The sequence below is a fragment of the Bacteroides graminisolvens DSM 19988 = JCM 15093 genome, from assembly GCF_000428125.1.
GTDB classification, from domain to species: domain Bacteria; phylum Bacteroidota; class Bacteroidia; order Bacteroidales; family Bacteroidaceae; genus Bacteroides; species Bacteroides graminisolvens.
This window is the reverse complement of the sequence record NZ_ATZI01000001.1, coordinates 192,670-213,110: the sequence shown is the minus strand read 5'-3', so window position 1 is coordinate 213,110 and position 20,441 is coordinate 192,670. Positions and strand designations below refer to the sequence as shown.

The 20,441-nt window shown below is 44.9% G+C and carries 18 protein-coding genes; 12 read left to right on the top strand and 6 right to left on the bottom strand.

The features are described from left to right. Positions 1-12: 12 nt before the first annotated feature. The 5 genes from C511_RS0100915 (at position 13) to C511_RS0100895 (ending at position 7,004) form a co-directional block, all read left to right on the top strand. Positions 13-1,644, top strand: a complete 1,632-nt coding sequence (locus C511_RS0100915; protein WP_024995508.1) for a RagB/SusD family nutrient uptake outer membrane protein — start codon at positions 13-15, stop codon at positions 1,642-1,644. Between the two features lie 20 nt (positions 1,645-1,664). After that, positions 1,665-3,689: a hypothetical protein gene (locus C511_RS0100910; protein ID WP_027317655.1), complete on the top strand. Its 2,025-nt coding sequence runs from the start codon at positions 1,665-1,667 to the stop codon at positions 3,687-3,689. Positions 3,690-3,705: 16 nt separating this feature from the next. Then, positions 3,706-4,155 carry a hypothetical protein gene (locus C511_RS0100905; RefSeq protein WP_148297673.1) on the top strand — a complete coding sequence of 150 codons (450 nt, stop codon included), beginning with the start codon at positions 3,706-3,708 and terminating at the stop codon, positions 4,153-4,155. Positions 4,156-4,169: 14 nt separating this feature from the next. After that, entirely contained in the window at positions 4,170-5,633 is a 1,464-nt protein-coding gene (locus C511_RS0100900) for a cellulase family glycosylhydrolase (RefSeq protein ID WP_024995511.1), read from the top strand. 186 nt (positions 5,634-5,819) lie between these two features. Further along, on the top strand, positions 5,820-7,004 hold the full coding sequence (locus tag C511_RS0100895) for a dicarboxylate/amino acid:cation symporter (protein WP_034781131.1): 1,185 nt from the start codon (positions 5,820-5,822) through the stop codon (positions 7,002-7,004). Positions 7,005-7,074: 70 nt separating this feature from the next. Here C511_RS0100895 and C511_RS0100890 read toward each other — a convergent pair whose 3' ends face one another. The 3 genes from C511_RS0100890 to C511_RS15965 form a co-directional block, all read right to left on the bottom strand. Continuing rightward, positions 7,075-7,524, bottom strand: coding sequence for an N-acetylmuramoyl-L-alanine amidase (locus tag C511_RS0100890; RefSeq protein WP_024995513.1), 450 nt, complete (start codon positions 7,522-7,524; stop codon positions 7,075-7,077). 5 nt (positions 7,525-7,529) lie between these two features. Next, positions 7,530-7,802, bottom strand: a complete 273-nt coding sequence (locus C511_RS0100885; RefSeq protein ID WP_034781127.1) for a hypothetical protein — start codon at positions 7,800-7,802, stop codon at positions 7,530-7,532. Positions 7,803-7,900: 98 nt separating this feature from the next. Further along, a complete protein-coding gene (locus tag C511_RS15965; protein WP_024995515.1) occupies positions 7,901-8,389 on the bottom strand; it encodes an HU family DNA-binding protein in 489 nt (162 codons plus the stop codon). A gap of 241 nt (positions 8,390-8,630) precedes the next feature. Here C511_RS15965 and C511_RS0100875 point away from each other — a divergent pair, with 241 nt between their 5' ends. Then, a complete protein-coding gene (locus C511_RS0100875) occupies positions 8,631-8,858 on the top strand; it encodes a DUF4248 domain-containing protein (protein WP_027317654.1) in 228 nt (75 codons plus the stop codon). An 81-nt stretch (positions 8,859-8,939) separates the two neighbouring features. On the opposite strand, the gene dnaB is transcribed toward C511_RS0100875, so the two are convergent. After that, positions 8,940-10,322, bottom strand: a complete 1,383-nt coding sequence (gene dnaB / locus C511_RS0100870; RefSeq protein ID WP_024995517.1) for a replicative DNA helicase — start codon at positions 10,320-10,322, stop codon at positions 8,940-8,942. Between the two features lie 67 nt (positions 10,323-10,389). Then, positions 10,390-10,992 carry a hypothetical protein gene (locus C511_RS0100865; RefSeq protein ID WP_024995518.1) on the bottom strand — a complete coding sequence of 201 codons (603 nt, stop codon included), beginning with the start codon at positions 10,990-10,992 and terminating at the stop codon, positions 10,390-10,392. A gap of 1,095 nt (positions 10,993-12,087) precedes the next feature. Between C511_RS0100865 and C511_RS0100860 the strand changes: the two genes are divergently transcribed. Genes C511_RS0100860 through C511_RS15955 form a run of 3 tightly spaced genes read left to right on the top strand, consistent with a single transcriptional unit; the run spans position 12,088 to position 14,917 of the window. Beyond that, positions 12,088-13,431: a DNA cytosine methyltransferase gene (locus C511_RS0100860; protein WP_226992452.1), complete on the top strand. Its 1,344-nt coding sequence runs from the start codon at positions 12,088-12,090 to the stop codon at positions 13,429-13,431. 2 nt (positions 13,432-13,433) lie between these two features. Further along, a complete protein-coding gene (locus C511_RS15960; protein ID WP_154657443.1) occupies positions 13,434-14,498 on the top strand; it encodes a hypothetical protein in 1,065 nt (354 codons plus the stop codon). Beyond that, positions 14,462-14,917, top strand: a complete 456-nt coding sequence (locus tag C511_RS15955; protein WP_024995952.1) for a very short patch repair endonuclease — start codon at positions 14,462-14,464, stop codon at positions 14,915-14,917. The genes C511_RS15960 and C511_RS15955 overlap by 37 nt, the downstream gene beginning before the upstream one ends. Before the next feature lie 514 nt (positions 14,918-15,431). Here C511_RS15955 and nadB read toward each other — a convergent pair. Next, complete coding sequence (gene nadB, locus C511_RS0100840; RefSeq protein ID WP_027317653.1) at positions 15,432-17,003, bottom strand: L-aspartate oxidase; 1,572 nt, start codon at positions 17,001-17,003, stop codon at positions 15,432-15,434. Between the two features lie 185 nt (positions 17,004-17,188). Here nadB and C511_RS0100835 point away from each other — a divergent pair, with 185 nt between their 5' ends. From C511_RS0100835 to dacB, 3 genes are read left to right on the top strand one after another with little or no spacing between them, the layout of a single operon-like run. Beyond that, positions 17,189-17,587 carry a PH domain-containing protein gene (locus C511_RS0100835; protein WP_027317652.1) on the top strand — a complete coding sequence of 133 codons (399 nt, stop codon included), beginning with the start codon at positions 17,189-17,191 and terminating at the stop codon, positions 17,585-17,587. Between the two features lie 12 nt (positions 17,588-17,599). Further along, entirely contained in the window at positions 17,600-18,943 is a 1,344-nt protein-coding gene (gene lpdA, locus C511_RS0100830) for a dihydrolipoyl dehydrogenase (protein ID WP_024995955.1), read from the top strand. A gap of 25 nt (positions 18,944-18,968) precedes the next feature. After that, on the top strand, positions 18,969-20,375 hold the full coding sequence (dacB, locus tag C511_RS0100825; RefSeq protein ID WP_024995956.1) for a D-alanyl-D-alanine carboxypeptidase/D-alanyl-D-alanine endopeptidase: 1,407 nt from the start codon (positions 18,969-18,971) through the stop codon (positions 20,373-20,375). Positions 20,376-20,441: the final 66 nt, after the last annotated feature.

Here is a 20,441-nt window from a genome sequence, read left to right as displayed (position 1 = left end):
TAATAAGAATCTATGAATAAGTTAAAACTAAATATATTATCTCTCGGACTGTTATGTTTCGGAATAACAGGATGTTCGGAGAGCTATCTGGACGTAGAATCTACGACCAATGTGACCACCGAAAATTATTATAAAACAATTGATGACGCCGATAGAGCACTTATCGGTTGCTATGACGGTTGGCAATGCACTACCTCGAATGGAAGTCTTAGCATATATGTGGCTTCGCAAGTCATGTCCGACGAATGTTTTGGAGGAACCGGAAATACCGATGGCAAAGGCTATCAGGCTATCGACCGTTTTGACATATCAGTCTCTTCTTCCGATGCTAATTTATTTAATGGCACCTGGAATGATTATTATGCAGGCATTTTCCGCTGCAATACACTGCTGCAGAAGCTCGACCAGATTGACTGGAAAGGTGATGATCAGATTCGTAAAAGGGTAGAAGGCGAGACGCGTGCGCTGCGTGCCATCATGTACTTTGACCTGGCCCGTCTGTTTGGTTCCGTTCCTCTTCTGACCGGTCCTACTGCCGAGAATCTGCCACAGGCAGAACCCGCTGAGATATACAAACTCATTGCGGAAGATTTAAAATTCGCTGCAGATAATATACCGACAAATGCTTATCCTAAAGCCAATGCTTCAACAAATGACGGCCGCATAACCTGCTACGCTGCCAAAGCATTATTGGCAAGGGTCTATCTGTTTTACACAGGTTACTATGGCGCTTCTGACTTGGTTGGTGTTGTTACAAAAGAACAGGCCTTGGCAGGGTTGGAAGATGTTATCTCCAGCAAAGAATATGATTTGGTGCCCGAGTTCAAGAATCTGTGGCCGGCAGCTTCCTCAACACCGGTTCAGGGTAAGTTTGAGTTCGTCTCTACTTACGCCGGCGACGGAAACATCGAAACCGTGCTCTCCATGAAGTTTAATACGACTCAAGATTACAACGGTAATCAGGACGGTAACCGCTGGTTGGTGATGATGGGTATGCGTAATACCAATTGGTCACCCTACGGCAAAGGTTGGGGAGCTTGTACCGTGCATCCTAAAGTGTGGAACGCTTTCGAATCGGGTGATAAACGTAAAACAGCTTCAATTATTGATCTGGTAGGCGAAGGCATTGAATCGTCATTCGACCTCAAAGATCAGCGTGAATATACCGGCTACACGGTTAAAAAATACACTCCGATGGCTTTTGCTGACGGAACTTCTGCTTCGAAAGCCGACGGTTCAGGCGATTTCCAAACATCTCAGCACCAAGACTTTGTTGTAGTGAGATACGCAGACGTGCTGTTGATGGCAGCTGAACTAGGCAGCAGCAACGCACAACTTTATTTCGATAAGGTTAGAAGCCGTGCCGGTTTAACCACCAAAGAACCCTCACAAGAAAATATCATGAAAGAACGTTTTGTTGAATTCGCTTTTGAAGGACAACGCTACTGGGATTTGCTTCGTCAAGGCATAGATGTTGCTTCATCGACCATTGCCGAAAGTGGCATTGAGCTTAAAAGCGGTGGCAATCCTGATGTGATAACCATAACAGCCGATAAAATCAAAACAACAAAGGGGTTCTGTCAGATTCCTTCTACGCAGATTACATTATCAGACAATGTACTTAAACAAAATGCAGGATGGTAAAAACTATTAATTTGATTATTATGAATTATTTAAATAAAATATTTTTGTTTTTATTCATCGGAACAATGATGTTGCTTGCTTCTTGTTCACCGGATGAATATGCTCTGGGTAATACGGATGTAAAACCGGGTGATCTAGTTGAAGGCATTGCTTATAAGATTGAGCACGATGCTGCGAATCCTAATATTGTTTACCTGAAGAGTTTAATGGGTAGCAAATATACCCCGTTGTGGAGTCACCCGCAAGGAAGAAGCCAGGAGCAAACCGTGACGTTAAAGATGCCTTTTGCCGGCACTTATAACGTTGTTTTCGGAGTGGAAACCCGTGGCGGTGTTGTGTATGGCGATACGGCAACGTTCAAGATTGATGACATGTACGCCGAATTTGTGAGCGATCCGATGTGGACCAAGGTAGCCGGTGGAGCCGGTAAATCAAAGACTTGGTACCTTGACCTCGACGCCGATGCCACCAGTCGTTATTTCCTCGGTCCTATTTACTTCTTCACCAATACCTATACATGGGATAACCTTCACAATGCTGCCGGTGACAACTACCTGGATGCTGATGCCTGGGATGCCACAAAAGCCATTACTCCCAACTTGTCTGAGACAGGAACTGCTACCTGGTACTGGCTGGCCGATTATCCGGGTAACTCATGGATGTGTGATGCGGCCGACTTTGGAAGCATGACCTTTGATCTAATCGGAGGAGCCAACATAACCGTAGATCAGGAGGCTTATGGCTTAGGTAAAAGTACCGGTTCGTATATGCTCGATGTAGACAAACATACAATCACCTTCTCTGATGCTTATCCGGTGCATGATAGCAACCGGGATGCCGAAATGAAAGCAGCAACCGAGTTCCGCATTCTGTATCTGACCGATGATGCCATGCAAATCATGGTAGTACCTTCCGGTGCATGTTATAACTTCATTTCTAAAGAGTATAAAGACAACTGGGTACCGGGCGAAGTTGCCGATCCGGAACCTGCTTTACCAGACGGTTGGCAAGATGACATTTCACAAACGGTGAACAAATCGATCACATGGAAGCTTTCGGAAACTAATCCGCTCGATTGGTGCAACCTGGATGGTACACGCATGAACGGATGGAATTCACCGGCTGATTATCCTAGCTGGTTGGGCACGTTGGATGCTTCGGTTTACAAAAACTTCAGCATGACGCTGAATTCAGATGATTTGACTGCTAATTTTGTGGCTCCCGATGGAACCAAAACAGCTTGTACCTATACGCTGGATGAAAAAGGTATCTATACATTCAGTACTGAAATTCCTTCTTTTGCTGTAATCGGTTGGGCTAATTTCAGTGCCGATAGTAACAAACAGCTCCGAATCATGAGCATTGAAAAAGATGCAAGCGGAGCGGTTACGGGAATGTGGCTCGGAGCCAAAGATGCTGTTAAACCCGAATATACGGGTTATCATTTAGTACCTTCCGCAAGTGGCAGCGCCACTGCAGACCCGCTGAAAGCATGGAAAACGGCTCTGATAGGTAAAACATTCACGCCGGATACGGGCTGGTTTATTGATTGGTTGAACTTTGATTTAACCGGCGGATGGACAAGCGCATCGACCTTTGGTACTGATTTCACCTCTAATAGCTGGGTTTGGGATGAAGCAACAAGTAACATCGCAAAAAGCGCCACCTTGAAGTTTGAGGCCGACGGCGACGGTATGAAAGTAACGTTGATTCAGAACCTCACCGATGCCGAAGGTAACGTAACCAATGGCTATACCGTAACGGGTAAAGTAACGATCAATCCGGATGCACCATCCATGAAGTTTGAATTCCCTCTTGTTAACTATACCGGAGGTGCCGGTGCATGGTTAAACTCTGCAAACCCCAAAGGGGCACATTGGACGACGGCCTTGTCTGAATACGAATGGATTTTCGTCTCGCACGGAGGATCTAACCTGAGCAATATCAATACCAATGGATTCTGGTTGGGAGCTGTAGCCAATGCAACAGCGGCGGGCGATTCAAAAGATGAGGTGCTTGCTTTCCATTATATACTGAAGCAATAAGCCAACAGTGTCATTTATGAGAGTACCTATTTATTGCATCGTATTCTTTTCGTGCTTGCTTTGGGCTTGTAACAGTCCTTCTTCCAAGGAAGAAGGACTGAAAAAGGAGTGCGAAGAAGCTTACGATGCCATGGATCGTATTCAGGAGAAAGCATTGGAAGACAGTAATTTTATGCACAGTGATCAATATAGAAAAGAGATGGAGCGGGCTGCTATTGAGGCTTCTAAAAGAACAAACGGCCTGCGCGCAAATGAAAAATTGCTCTTAGAATATGAAACTGCCGTCAAATTACTAAAAGAATATGCTGAAAAAGCAGCAAAGGACGCATCGCTTTACCAAGATGCGTCCTTCTCCGAAAAACTGAAAGTGCGCTCCGACCGAGTACGAGAGATATATGTAAAACTGAAAAAAGCAAATCTTAATCCGTTGGAAAAACGTAAATTTGATTTGTTATCTAAAAACTGATTATAAATGTTGATATGATGAATAACCTGAAATTATTATCTATTGTTGTGTGCTTTCTCGGCATCAGTCTTTTTTCCTGTTCCAGTGATGATAGTAAAGTGGAGGCCGAACTCGTTGTTGCCAAAGAATCCCTGTCATTTGGAAACGGAGCCGAGATGCAGAAGCTGGCCATTAAATCGAATGTCGATTGGCAGATGTCCTCTTCTGAATCCTGGTGCGTTCTTTCTGCCTCTTCGGGAAAATCGGGTACTCATCAGATAGAAGTGAATGTAACAGCCAATGCGACCAATGATACCCGGCAGGCTGTTGTGACTATTATAGCAGGAAGCGTAAAAAAAGCGTTAATTATTGCTCAGGAAGGAAATGTTGACAATATTCCGGCCGACCAAACCGGCATGTCGAGTGACGCCAAGACGTTGGCTGCCAAAATGAAATTAGGATGGAACCTGGGCAACACCCTGGAAGTGCCTTTCACCAGTGGCGGTGAAACCGGTTGGGGAAATGAGAAAACCACCGAGGCGTTGATTAAAGCGGTGAAAGCTGCCGGTTTCAATGCCATTCGCATACCTTGTGCGTGGGACAGTTACATTGAAGATCCATCTAACTATACCATCAAAGCCTCCTGGCTGGCTCGTGTCAAAGAGGTGGTTGACTATTGTGTATCGAATGATGTGTACGCTATTCTGAACATCCATTGGGACGGTGGCTGGCTTGAAACCAATCCGACTTATGCTAAGCAGGAAGTGGTAAACAAGAAGCAGGCTGCTCTCTGGACACAAATAGCGGTGCAGTTCCGCAATTACGACGAACATCTGTTGTTTGCCGGAACCAATGAAGTTCACGTGGAGAATGTCTATACTGAACCAACTACCGAGAACAATACGGTGCAACAGTCCTACAACCAGACATTTGTAGATGCTGTACGTGCTACGGGCGGTAAAAATGCCTATCGAAACCTGATTGTTCAAACGTACAACACCAATATCGGTTACGGTGTGAAATTCATGAAGATGCCAACCGATAACGTGTCCAACCGGATGTTTGTTGAAGTGCATTATTACGATCCGTATGATTTTACACTCAAAGAAGAAGGCGGACTCAATTATTGGGGCGAACCGTATAAGCAGTATGGTGCAGTGGGCAGTTGGGGACAAGAAGCCGATTTGGACGCAGCATTCGCATCGGTGAAGACCAATTTTGTTGATAAAGGCTACCCCGCTATTTTAGGAGAGTTTGGTGCCATAAAACGTGCTACCCTCACAGGCGATGCTTTAACGCATCATTTGGAGTCACGCGCTTATTATGTCAAACAAGTAGTTTCTACTGCCAAGAAATATGGTGTAGTACCTTTCTATTGGGACAATGGGCCGAGTGGAAATAACGCCATGGGTATCTTTAACCGTGCTACGGGCGCTGTTTCCGATCAACAGATACTCAATGGGCTTGTTGAAGGTTCGGCGGTGAACTACCCGTTTTAATTGCAGACTTCTTTTTAATAGGTTGATATTATAGGTTTGAAAAGAGAGAAGGCTATCTCCGTGTGGAGACGGCCTTCTCTTCTTTATGCATTCACTCATTTGTGGTATGCAAATCACTTAAACGTGTCATGTTGAGGTTCATTCAAAAAGATTACTTTTGTACCCACATATTACACTATAAAACTTATGATAAAGAAAATACTTTCCAGCCTTATTTTTCAACTGCTATTGGCAGTTGTGGCGGGTCTCGTCATCGGTTCGTTGGCCGATGCATCGGTTATGAAGATTGCTTTGGCCGTGAAGCAAGTGGGCGGACAAGTCATCTTCTTCCTTGTACCCCTTATTATATTCGGTTTTGTGTCACTCTCCATTGCCCGTTTAAACAGCAATGCCTCCAAAGTACTGCTGTTTACCTTCGCACTGGCCTACATCTCCTCTATTGGAGCGGCATTCTTTGGTATGGCCGTAGGGTACGAGTTCCTGCCCCAGTTGAGCATAACCTCCCAACTTCAAAACCTGCGTGAACTACCCGAGCTTCCGTTTACCTTGAAGATCCCCCCTGTGATGGACGTGATGACTGCCCTGGTCTTGTCAATCTTTGTGGGCTTGTCGGCCGCTTGGGTCAAAAGCAAGGAAATTGTCAACCTGCTCGACTCCTTTCAGCAGATGGTTATTTTGTTGGTACAACGCATTCTGTTGCCCGTTCTTCCATTTTTCATTGCCGCCAACTTCAGCGTATTGAGCTACGAGGGAGCAATCACCACCCAGTTGCCCGTATTCGCAGCCGTTATTCTCATTGCGATAGTCTGTCACTACGTGTGGCTCTTTGTTCTGTACACCGCCGCCTCCCTATATGCCCGTAAAAATGGTTGGGAAGTGTTGAAACACTACGGTCCGGCATACGTAACGGCGCTGGGAACCATGTCATCGGCCGCTACATTGGGCGTTGCCCTTCAGTGCGTGCGTAAAAACTCTCTTGTCAGGAAAGAAATCAGCGACTTCTCCATTCCGTTGTTTGCCAACATACACCTGTGCGGTTCCGTGCTCACCGAAGTTTTTCTGGTGATGACCGTTTCCCAGATTCTTTACGGCACGCTACCCGATCTTTCGAGTATGATTCTGTTTATTTTGCTTTTGGGCATCTTTGCCATAGGAGCGCCCGGTGTGCCCGGAGGCACGGTGCTGGCCTCATTGGGCATTGTTATTTCCGTTCTGGGATTCGATGAAGCGGGCACCGCCTTGCTGATAACCATTTTTGCTTTGCAAGATAGCTTTGGTACTGCCTGCAACGTAACCGGTGATGGCGCATTGGCACTCATTGTCAACCGGTTTGTAAAGGGGGAGGCTCCTGATAACGTGAGCTCTATATAAAGCCTGTTTTTTGTACTTCTTTTGTATGCAAATAAGGAATGCTGATTCGTATTGAACCAGCATTCCTTATTTAGTCTTTATCCAAAACCTCGCTCCCCTCAAAACAAGGGCACTGCTTCACCCACTCCTCCGGTTCAACTTCGCCGTTGTGGTTCAGATCCGGACTTAAATCCCGATGCCCGCATACCCGGCTGAGCGGATAATCAATCAACAACGTGCGCACCAATACCCGCAGCGAATGCTTCTGATGACAGGTTCGTGTGTCTTTGGGCATGCCCCGGCTGTCGAGCCCTCCCTCGTAGCAGATGCCGATGCTGTTGGCGTTGTAACCCCGCGCATGCGCACCTACCTGCTCCAGCGGACGAGTGGTGACTATCTTACCGTCCTTGCGAACGTAAAAGTGATAACCCGCACCCTTGAAGCCCCGGCGACGGTGATCCGTATCCAGATCATGCTCGGAATAGGTGCGGTCTTCGCGCGTGGCCGAACAGTGAATCACAATCAGGTCAATGTGTCTCATGCCGCCTACATTCTGGATGAACACTCCTTGGCCGCACACTGCTGCGCCAGCGCTGCCGCCAGCTGCGTTTTCAAGGCGAATAGCTCGGTGTGCATCTCACGCACCTTTTCACTGGTCTCAAAGTAATCTTTGAGCACCTTCTCCAGCTGAGCCACCAGGAACTCGTACTGCCCCTTGATGAGGTCGCTAAACTCCTTGCTGTCCTTTTTATTCGTTTTTACGAAAAACGGAAGAATCACCTTGATACACTCCAAAACTTTAAAAATAATGGTTTTCATATTCAATTATCCTTATAGATTAAACAAAATACGTATATTCTTAAATACAGACAAGTAAGTAACGGACGTTTGCACATCCGCTACTATTGGTTAACAAATTATCCATTAGGATCATCATCATCACCCGTATTGCCTCCGGTGTTTCCTCCGGTATTGCCACCCGTATTCTCACCCGGCAACTCATTCTCGGCTACCACCTTGCCCACTGTCTTCTTCTTGAAGGTCAGCGTCTTGATCATCTCCGTGAGGTCAATACCCGGACGGAAAATGATGTGCGCGCCCTTCACCTGATTGGCACTGAAATCATCCTTCTTTTCCACTCCCGTGCTGCTTACCCCTACCTGGAAGCTGCCGAAGTCGCCGAAGCGCACAATCTCTCCTTTGGCCAGGCTCTTCATCATGCTATCGATCAGTGCGTAGAGCACTGCTGCGATATCGGCACGCATCACCGTGCAGCCTTCAGAGGCATCTTTGCACAAACTGCGGAAATTCATTTCGCCCGCCGCCTGGGCCATGGCATAAAACTTTTCGGGCTCGTTCTGCTTGGCAGGATTTTTTCGGGCCACTACTGTAACAGGTACACTCATGTTGTAATAAATTAAATGATTAATACTCTTTTCCGAAACGCGGATCCGGGCTGCTTGCCAACCCTGTTTCCCGCTCCGGTACAACAAAGATACAACCTGCTCAAAAGCCTTTTTACCGTACTTTACCACTTAAACCGTGCATTGTTTTTATTTGATGAAAAGCCTTAGTTTTCAGTCCAAAAACTTGTTTTTATGCCCGTAAATATGTAAATTTACAGGAGTAAACCAATAAGATAAACTGATGAAAGAAGACGAACCGTTCAGGGTGCGAGCCTACCACAAAGGCATCTTGGCCCATTTGTACAATCCGGGGTTGCCCGTGGAGTCGGCCATGCGCAAACTGCGTAACTGGATACGCAAAAACGAAGACTTGTATGATGCGCTTTACAGCGGCAGAGAAGGGAAAAACGACCACTATTTCACCCGTCGCCAGGTGGAGCTGATTGTGGAACATTTAGGGGAACCGTAATTGGCTCCCCTTTTTTGTGATGTAATACATCCCTTTTCTTTAAATGCCCGCTAAAGCTGTTTTAAGCCCCGCTGTGCTACTTTACTCCTTTTTCGCAATCTGCCTACTGTTTCTTTGCATCCATTCAATAGGCGGCACGTAATCACCGATACACGTCATGCTGGGGTTGTGACCGAAATATACGTTGCCTGTTTGCCCGTTACGGTGCTTGGCAACGATGACAATGCCCAACCCGTCGGACGGATAACCGCTCTCTTTATCGGTTGGTAACTGCGCCATAGCCGGGCGAAACAACAACATCACCAAATCCGCATCCTGCTCAATGGCACCACTCTCCCGAAGATCCGATAACATCGGCTTGCGCCCCGGGCGATTCTCCGATTCCCGGTTCAGCTGACTGAGCAAAACCACCGGAATGTTCAGCTCACGCGCCAGCATCTTGGCCTTGTGAGCCGCCTGCGCCACCTCCTGTTCGCGGTTGCGGGTGTACTTGTCGGCCTTCATCTGGCACAACTGCAAATAATCGATGAACACAATGTCGCACAACCCCTTGCTGTGCAGCATGCGCGCGCTGGTCCGGATGTAATCCATGCCCGCCGAACCGGTATCGTCCACCCGCATGGGTAACTGCGACAAGTTGCTGACCGCCGCTTGCGCCACACCCAGTTCCTGTTCGTTGAGCTGTCCCGTTTTCCACTGGTCGGCCCCGATCTGCGCATGCGATAGAATCAACCGGTCGCCCAATCGTTCGCCTGCCATCTCGATGCTATACACCACCGTTTGCGAACCCGAAAGCGCTGCCGCCTTGGCCATGTGCAGGGCAACGGCTGTTTTTCCTACCGACGGACGAGCGGCTATGATGTTCAGATCCCCCTTTTGCCATCCGGCAGTTATCTTGTCGAGCTCCGACAAGCCGGTGGGGATTCCCGTAATTCCGTTCCGGTTGTTGCTGATACGCCCTTGCGCCTCCCGCATGGTGTCGGACATCAGCACATCCATCTCCCTCAAATGCGACTTGCATCCGAACTCACTCTCGATGCTGTCGAGCAGTTCATGCGCTTCCCGCATGGTTTCGTCCAGATCCATCGTGTCGTCGGCCGCCAGGGCAAAGAGCTTGTTGAAGCCCAGAATCATCTGCCGCCTCACAAACTTCTCGTGCACCACGTTGACGTGGTAGGCCAAGTGAGCCGAACTGGCCACGTGCGAACTGAGCTGCACCACGAAGTATGCGCCGCCTATCTCGTCAATCTGCCCCCTTTTGCGAAGCTCTTCGGTTACGGTGAGAATGTCTATGGCCGTGCCGGCGGCGTACATGTGCTGCAAAGCCTCGAACACCTTCTGGTGTTTGGGATCGTAGAACATCTCTGCACGGAGTTTGTTACTGACCATCGACATAGCCGTGGTTTCAATGAGGCATGCGCTTAGCACAGCCTCTTCCATTTCAATGGATTGAGGTTGATTCATGATACTAAATTTTTAGATTGAAAATGAATATTGATTCAGAGGAAGTCATCGGGTCTTGCCCGTTTGTTTAGTCTTCGTCTAAAAACGTTTTGTCTTTGAGGTAATTGACCGCCTGCTTGCAATAGCGGGTGTCGGTGAGGTAGTAGAAGTACGTGTCGATCTCCTCCACTGCCAGCTCCTTCTCCTGCGGGGTGAGCAACGCCCATTCCCGCTTTGCCCGTGCCACATTGGTCTTGCGCATCTGCGTGGTTTCGTGGTACTTGTCCCAGAACTCCTGAAACTGCGCATCGTCTTGTTCGGCACTTATCCCCGCGGGCTTGTTCCACTGAGGATAATGCAGCAAGCGGATGTGAAACAGGTTGCGATGGGGCACAATGGCAATCAGTTGCAAATCCACCAGCTTCTTGAAGAAGTAGCGGGTTTTGCCCAATGGCCAATTGAATACTTTGGCCCAACTGCTTTTGCTGAGGACCGATTCGCCCCTTCTGCAGAGCACCTTTTGACGATTGATCTCGAGGATCTCGTCTTTGTAGTTGGCCTTGAAAAACATGACGAAGGAGGCCTCCCGCTCGGTGAGCGGTTTGTCGCTGAGCTTTCTAAGCACTTCGAGCAACTCTTTTTGAAAAAGCAGGTAGCCCTTGGCGGGCTCTTTGCTGTCGATAGAATCCATAGATAGAGATTTTAAATGTGTTAAGGGCTGAATCAGGCTGTACAAGCGGGTTTCCGCATGCCTAATTTTGTTGAAATAAATAACCGAAAATTTTCAGCCTCTCTTTCAGCCCCTCAAAATATGCTTTTAATCAATTGAATATCAGTGATTTATGAATGTAATTAAAATTCATTTCAGCCTCTCTTTCAGCCACAATATATTAATATTATATTAAAAATATAGATAAGAAGATTCGGGTTGAGTTTTGGTTGAGTCGACAAATCACGCTGTAATGATTTCTCTTACGAATCAATGTACCGCCAATCGCTGATGACGATCAGGGCGTTTTTGAGATATAGGTGAGATGCTTTTTGAAGCTTAACAGATGGACGGTCTGAAATAGTTTTAGAGTCCGTTTTTCTTAGAGTCATGCACAGTATTTTATGAGATTAACAATAACGCTTTTCATTTGTTAATGCAAATGTAGATATAATAATTGACATAAATACTATAAATGCAATTTATTTTAGCAAGAAAAATATTGCTATACTGATATTTTATCAAAAAACGATGATTTTACACATTATATATGCAACGTGTTATTTATGTTTTATATAATTACCATAAATATTTTATTGTTCGCCTACGATTTTTATTTCTACGCCTAGAATTTTAAAAAGTTGGTGTAGGATTTTTAATTGTTGGGGAGGAAATAATATGGTGATTTGTTGTCTTGATAGCTTGTTGTAATTTGCAGCTAGTTTAGTTACGTTTCCTTTATTTAGCTTTGCAAATTAATCACCTTTCAATGATTTGTTCTGTTGAAAATATAAATCTTAGTTTTGCAAACTTATAAAAAAACAAGGACCGTTGCCGGTCCCGTAACTCCTTTAACACTTGGTTAATGAGATGGTGTAAAAATAGAAGTTTTGAATGAGAATAAGAAATTTAAATTGATAATTTATTTATTTCCTTTTATTCATATACCTTCTATATTTCCTTGTTGCTATATTTTGTGCAAATGTTGAAATGTGGATTGGTTTTTCGGCGAGTACAGATTATGAATATTCGATTTAATCCAGTATATTTGTCCATACATAAATTTAAAACATTAAAATGAATTACGATATATCTGAGATTGATAATAACGTAGAAAATAAATTGAAGGAACAAATTCCAATTATTTTTAATATGCCGAGTCAGAAATTAATAGAAGGCAAGGATTTGAATGTCGTGTCTCTTTTTTCCGGCTGTGGAGGGATGGATCTTGGATTTGAGGGTGGCTTCAATGTTTTTAAAGAAATGATACCGTCGGGTTCGTCTTATATAGAAAAAGAGGTCGATGATTATTTCGTAAAATTAAAATCTACTCGTTTTCATACTGTATTTGCCAATGATATTTTAAATGAGGCATATGTTGCATGGTCATCATATTTCTCTAAAAAGGGTTATAGCAATCATGTTTTTCGTAAAGAAAGCATTGTTGAATTAGTGAAAATGCATAAATCAGGGGTTCCAATATTTCCTGAAAATGTTGATATTGTAACAGGGGGATTCCCATGTCAAGATTTTAGTGTAGCAGGAAAGAGGAATGGCTTCAATTCGCACAAGGACCATAAAGGTAAAATCATTACTCATGAAATAGCGAGTGAGGAAACAAGGGGGAAATTATATTATTGGATGAAAGAGGTTGTTGAAATCACTAAACCTAAAATATTTATTGCAGAAAATGTAAAAGGACTAACCAATCTGGAAGGAGTTAAGGAGATCATACAAAAAGACTTTTCTTCTGCAGATGGGAATGGATATATTGTTCTTTCTCCAAAAGTTCTTCATGCGGCTAATTATGGTGTTCCCCAAACAAGAGAGAGAGTGATTTTTATAGGCATAAGAAAAGATGCTCTCTCCAAGGATGCTTTAAAAGCGCTTACTCAAGATGTTATTCCTGATGAGTACAATCCATACCCCAAGCCAACCCATGCTTATACAGCTGTTGGGGCAGATCTAGTTCAACCGGTAAAGTTGAAGGATGTTTTTAGGCTGTTGGATGAGCCAGAGAAAACGAAAGACTATTCTCAAAGATTTTTTTCTAAAGCGAAATTTATGGGAATACATTGTCAAGGACAAAAAGAGATTAATCTTAATGGATTGGGACCAACAATAAGATCTGAACATCACGGAAATATTGAATTCAGAAGACTTTCTACGGAGCATGGAGGAGTCTATGTTGATGATTTGCGTAATGGTTTTAGTGAAAGAAGGCTTACGCCTAGGGAGTGCGCTATTATTCAAACATTCCCTCTAGACTATGATTTTGTGATACCTAGCGATAAAAAAAGATTGCGTTTTTTGTTAAGTGCTTCAGCTGCTTATAAAATTATAGGCAATGCTGTTCCTCCTTTACTTGCATATCATATTGCAAAGAGATTAGAGCTTTTATGGAATATTTATTTTGATTGATTATGGTAGTATTAGAAAATCCGGTTCCTCCAATAGAAGATTTTCAGTTTTTGATATCTCAAATGACGGAAACTCTTAGGTCTAATTCTAAAAAAGATCCCTGTAAGTACCTTGATTTAGGAGGCACGAAGCTCGAGGATGTGACGGTTGATATTCTTAAAGATCATGCTCGAGGTACATGTTTTGACGGATCCATTGTAAAATGGTCGGGTGGACGGTTTCCGGATATTGTCGCTAAAGACTACTACGGTATAGAAGTAAAAACATCAAAGTCTCCAAACTGGACTTCAACCGGTAGTAGCGTGGCGGAAGGTACTCGAGTGGCTGGTGTTGAACGTATTTTCATGTTGTTTGGAAAATTATGTGATCCTATTGACTTTATATGTAAACCTTATGAAGAGTGCCTGTCTGACGTAGTTGTGACTCATTCTCCACGTTATCTAATAAACATGCAATTAGAGGCTGGAGAGACTATTTTTGATAAAATGAAAATACCCTATGATGAGATGAGAATTGATAACCCGATACAAAAGGTATTAGACTATTATCGCAAAATACAAAAAGATGGTCAAAGACCGTGGTGGTTAGGAGGAGAAGATGAACGTTCTAATTTTTTCATTACAGATTTTTCTCAAATAAATGTGGATGAAAAGAAAAGAATAATGAGTGAGTCATTTTGCCTTTTCCCTGAGCTATTGGGTGGAAATGGGGATAAATATAAAAGGTTAATGCTATATTTGGTCTCTAAAGGTTATGTCTCAGCCAGTTTAAGAGATCATTTTTCTGCAGGGGGAACTGTTCTACTTAATTTTGAAGGTAAGGAATATAGCGGAGTGCCTCAAGTTGTGAAAAGAATAGCGGATCTCATGGATTTAATACCGAATGTATTAATGAACGAATTAACAGAAGCAGAGTTGTCTTATTATTGGGAAACATCTATTAATTCAGATCGATTTTCTCAATGGTTAGATCTGATAGATATAGCATCTAAAAAGTACATAGGAGGGTTTCCCTTAAAAAACTATTTAGAATGGATATATGGACAAAGGGGAAAAGGTCAGAGGTAATGGCCAAGATTAGAGGCAAGAATACAAAACCAGAATTGTTGGTTCGTCGTTTTTTGTTCTCAAAAGGATATAGATACCGAATACATGTTAAGCATCTTCCAGGAACTCCCGACATTGTTCTTCCTAAATATAATGTTGTAATATTTGTGCATGGCTGTTTTTGGCATGGACATGCGGTAGATGGACGTTTGCCTCACTCTAATTTGGAGTTTTGGGCAAGCAAAATCAAACATAATAAAGAAAGGGATTTTAAGAATACACAGAAACTGTTATCGATGGGTTGGAAGGTAATAACAATTTGGGAATGTCAACTCAAACCTCACGAAAAAGAATCAACACTTTTAGCTTTAGATAATCTATTGAATAAGCTTTTCTTAGATAAATATCGAGTGGAGCCATCTTCTAATAATAATCCTTAGTTCTTAATCATAATTCTGCCTTCAAGTGATTGGTAAGTAAGCCTGTTATATAGTTTAACTTAGCACTTATCATTCATTTGTCGTATCATCAGTAATAAATCATGTAACAAGACTAAGGCATTTTTTATTTGTAAATACCTACTTTTGATCTTGCTATTTAATTTATAGGCATAGAAAAACGTTATATTTATGGAAAAGCATGTTGATCATGAGAGTAAGCGAGATCTGTTATACGTAATCGTAATAATCATATTAGCAATTATTTACGCATTGCTATTTACGCTGGATCCGCTAGAGAAGAATTATAGCCAGGTTATGGTAATGGCTATATTAACTGGGTTATTGATTATTGGTCAATTGCCATTTATCAAACGAAGAATAAAGCACATTTTGTACTTGTTATTGATTCTTGCTATACAGATTGTAATATACCTTATCATTTGAATAGAATAAGGTATTGAAGCCGTGATCATTCGTCACGGCTTCAATATGCTTGTGGTTGATGGGTTAACCCTTATTTTTTAGCATGAGGATAATCAATGGTGTAGTGCAATCCCCTGCTTTCTTTGCGTTCAATGGCCTGTCTCATAATCAAATAGCCTACATTGATTACATTTCTTAGCTCGCAAATTTCTTTAGATACCAAGCTGCGTTTAAAAAGGCTTTCGGTTTCCTCGTAAATGATATCCAGTCGGTCCCATGCTCGTTTTAAACGTAAATCAGACCGCACAATGCCCACGTAGGCGCTCATTATTTGATTCACCTCTTTCATGCTTTGGGTGATCAGCACCATCTCTTCGGGCGAACGGGTACCTTCGTCGTTCCATTCGGGAATCCGGGTGTTGTAGGTGTATTCGTCTATCGTGTTGAGGCTATGCTGTGCTGCTGCATCTGCATAGACTACGGCTTCAATCAGTGAGTTGGATGCCAAACGATTGCCTCCGTGCAAGCCGGTGCAGGCGCATTCGCCTACGGCATAAAGTCTCTCGATGGATGACTGGCTGTTGAGGTCTACCTGAATTCCTCCGCAAAGGTAATGGGCGGCAGGGGCTACGGGAATAAATTCTTTCGTTATATCGATGCCCAGGCTCATGCACTTTTCATAGATGTTGGGGAAGTGCTTCCGGGTTTCTTCTGCATCCTTGTGTGTCACGTCCAGATACACGTGGTCGTCTCCCCGGTTCTTCATCTCATTGTCTATGGCGCGGGCCACAATGTCGCGTGGAGCCAACGATAAACGAGAGTCGTACTTCTGCATGAATTCTTTGCCGTCTTTGGTACGTAGTATGCCTCCGTAACCGCGCATGGCTTCTGTGATCAGGAACGACGGACGGTCGCCCGGATGGAAGAGGGCGGTAGGGTGGAACTGTACGAATTCCATGTCTTTAACGGTACCTTTGGCACGATACACCATAGCAATACCGTCTCCTGTGGCAACAAGCGGGTTGGTGGTTGTTTGGTAAACAGCTCCCACGCCTCCGGTGGCCATGAGGGTTATTTTGGATAAATAGGTATCTACTTTGCCGCTCTTCAGATCGAGTATGTAGGCACCGTAACATTGAATATCGGGCGTTTGCCGGGTTACTTCAATGCCCAGATGGTGCTGGGTTAATATTTCAATGGCGAAATGATTTTCAAACACCGTGATGTTTGGATGGTTTTTAATGGCATTGATCAAACTATCTTGTATCTCGGCACCGGTATTGTCTTTGTGATGGAGTATTCTGAATTCGGAGTGGCCGCCTTCTCGGTGTAAGTCGAACTCTCCTTTATCATTTTTATCGAAGTTAACGCCCCAGTTTATGAGCTCGTTGATTTGAGCAGGCGCTTCACGAACTACTTTCTCAACGGCGGCACGATCACTGATCCAGTCGCCCGCGATCATCGTGTCTTCAATATGTTTCTCAAAATTATCTACTAACGTATTGGTAACCGAAGCGACACCTCCTTGAGCGTAGTACGTGTTAGCTTCTTCCAGCTCGGTTTTGCAAATAAGCGCTACTTTACCCTTATGCGCCACTTTCAGCGCAAAACTCATACCGGCAATTCCGGAACCGATTACCAGAAAATCGAATTTCTTAATCATGATCTTACAAGTTGTTGGTTGAAGGTTATTGTATCAGAAGCAGACAGACGGAGCATCTGCCTTTGCCCGGCATTAGCCATCAACAATTGTTTATTGTGTTGCAAAACTACTAAAATAGTCTATTCATTGTGCTTTTCGTTGGCATTAATTCATAATTTGGTTAACTTGCCGGCAAAAATAAGCTTATGAATCGTGTTTTTCATGCCCGCATTACCTGGTATCATCTGCTTTTTCTGGTTTTGGTATCTGTTTGTACGGTTTATCTGGTTTGGCATAAACAGGCGCTTGGGGCGTTGCTCTTTTCGCTTGTGCTGCTGGTATTGATTGAATGTGTGATACACACTACTTATACCGTTACGGCGGAGGGGCTGTTGGTGATAGCAAAGGGGCGGTTCTACAAAAAAAGAACCATTCCTATCGAGGAGATTCTTTCCATAGAGCGCAAACGTTCCATGACTGTGTTCAACTGTTCGGTGACTCATTTTGTGCTCATTCGTTGGGGGTATGATAAGTATGTGGCGCTGATCCCGGTGAAGGAGAAGGAGTTTATTCAACTGATACGCGAACGAATTGTTCAATCATAAATCTTATAATCTATGAAGTATGATGTGATTATTATAGGCGGCGGACCGGCAGGGTATACTGCTGCGGAGAAACTGGCTGCAGGTGGTTTGCAGGTTCTGTTATTTGAGAAGCGTAATTTGGGCGGGGTATGCTTGAATGAGGGGTGTATTCCGACGAAAACATTGTTATATTCGGCAAAGCTGTATGACTCGGGGCGACAGGCGTCCAAGTACGGAGTGGAGTTCGGCACGGCTTCTTTTGATTTAGGCAAGATGGTGGCGCGTAAGTCGAAAGTGGTTCGTAAATTGGTGCTGGGTATCAAGTCGAGGTTGGCACAGGCGGGTGTTGAGGTAATAAACGGTGAGGCATTCATTATTGATAAAAACAGGGTGCGGTGCGGGGAAGTGGTGTACGAATCGGAGCATCTGCTTGTTTGCACGGGATCCGAAACGTTCGTTCCTCCCATTCCGGGTGTCGACCGGGTTCCTTACTGGATCCACAAGGAGGCGCTGGAGGTGAAAGAGCTGCCCCGCTCGCTGACTATTTTAGGCGGTGGGGTCATTGGCGTGGAGTTTGCTTCTTATTTCAACTCGCTGGGCGTGAAGGTTACGGTGGTTGAAATGATGGATGAAATATTGAGCGGCATGGATCGGGAACTGGCGGCGTTGTTGAGGGAAGAGTACTCCAAGAAAGGGGTTTCTTTCTTGCTGAGCCGTAAGGTTGTAGCGGTGAAAGAGGCCGACGGGGAAGTGGTGGTTGAGTTCGAAGAGGACGGTGTTCAGCCGGTTGCTTCGGAAAAGCTGTTGCTGAGCGTGGGCAGGCGGCCTGTTGTTAAGGGGTTCGGTTTGGAGAATCTGAATCTGGAGGTGACGAAGCAAGGGTATCCGCTGGTGAATCCTTGCATGCAGACGAGCATTCCTTCTGTGTATGTTTGTGGCGACTTAACCGGCTTTTCTCTTTTGGCGCATACGGCTGTTCGCGAAGCGGAGGTGGCTGCTCATAGCTTATTGGGGAAGTCGCACAGCATGTCGTACCGGGCCATACCGGGAGTGGTGTATTCGAATCCTGAATTTGCGGGTGTGGGTTACACGGAAGAGGCTGCCATGAAAGCAGGAATTGATTATGTGGTTAGGAAGATGCCCATGACGTATTCCGGCCGGTTTGTTGCTGAGAACGAGGCGGTAAGCGGTTTGTGCAAACTGATTCTGTCCTCCGACGGTAGTGTGTTGGGAGCGCACTTGTTGGGAAACCCTGCTTCGGAGCTGATTGCGTTGGCTGCAATGGCTATTCAAATGGGGTTAAAAGCCGATGAATGGAAGAGGGTGGTGTTTCCTCACCCTACGGTGAGCGAAATCTTTAAGGAGGTTTTAATGTAGGTATTGTTTGGTTGATTGATAGGGAATGAAAAGAAAGAGGTCTTTTTTGGTGTTTGTTTTCTGGCTGTGCCTTTCTTCGTTGGGTGCGCAGCAAACGCTGACCGCGCAGATGGAGCAGTTGCTTCAGGATGATTTGTTGAAGGTATCTGATGTTGGAATTGCGGTGTTTGATTTGACTGACAGCGTGTCGCTCTACACGTATAGGGAACAGAAAACGGCTCGTCCGGCTTCCACGCTGAAGCTGATTACGTCCATCACGCACCTGGCACGCATGAATACGTCTGCCCGCTTTGCCACGTCTGTGTACGGACAGGGGGAGCTTGATGACGATGGTGTTTTACACGGCAATATGTTTGTGAAGGGGCGCTTTGATTCTGAATTCATGGATGCGGATATGGATGAGCTGGTTGCATCGCTCAAAGCCAGGGGGGTGAGAAAGGTGAAGGGAAAACTTTACGGGGATGTTTCTTTCTCGGACTCGTTGTTCTATGGTGAGGGTTGGTGCTGGGACGATGCTCCTTATGACTTTCAGCCGATGCTTTCTCCGCTTATGTTTCACAAGGGATGCGTGGATGTGTCTGTTGTTCCTTATAAGAAAGGAGTGAATCATGTTACTGTGGTTCCTCGTTCTTCTTTCTACACGGTGGAGAACCTGACAACTAATTCGGAGACCGGCAAGTTCTCTGTCTCCCGCGATTGGATGAATGGAAAGAATGACTTGGTCATACAGGGGGGCTCGCTGAATGCTTTGAACGAGAAAATGACGATATCTCGCCCGGCCGACTTTTTTATGCACACGTTTCGTGAGCGGGCTCATGATCAGGATATGACTATAAAGCGGTTGGGTGGCTTTAAAGTGACTCCACCGGATGCTTTCTTGCTGGTTGAGAAAGCGCATGCTACCACTGATGTGCTGCACCGGGCTCTCAAGGAGAGTGACAACTTAGCGGCTGAGGCTTTGTTTTATCATCTGGGTGCTTGGCAAAAGGGGTGTGACACGTGCCGTACCACAGCGAAAGAGTCGGTGCAGGTTATCCGTGATTTGATCAGGGAATTGGGGTATCGGCCCGAACAATATGAAATTCACGATGGATCGGGTGTGTCTTTGTATAATTATGTGAGCCCTGAGTTAATGCTGGCGTTTCTGAAATATGCTCATTCCAAACCGGAGATATATAAGGAGGTCTTTGATGCGCTGCCCATTGCCGGGGTGGATGGTACGCTGAAATACAGAATGAAAGGTGGGAAGGCTTACGGTAATGTTCGTGCTAAAACGGGAACGGTGTCGGGTGTCAGTACCCTGGCCGGCTATTTGAAAGCCGATAACGGCCATGAGATAGCTTTCGTGATTATGAATCAACAGGTTTTGAATGGAAAGGCTGCGCGGAGCTTCCAGGATAAGCTGTGTGAGCTGCTTTGTTCGCTCAAATAAATTCGGGCGGCTCTTACTTTGAAGTTACAAAGCAAGGAGCCGCCCGAAGTGTGTGTGCTTAACTTT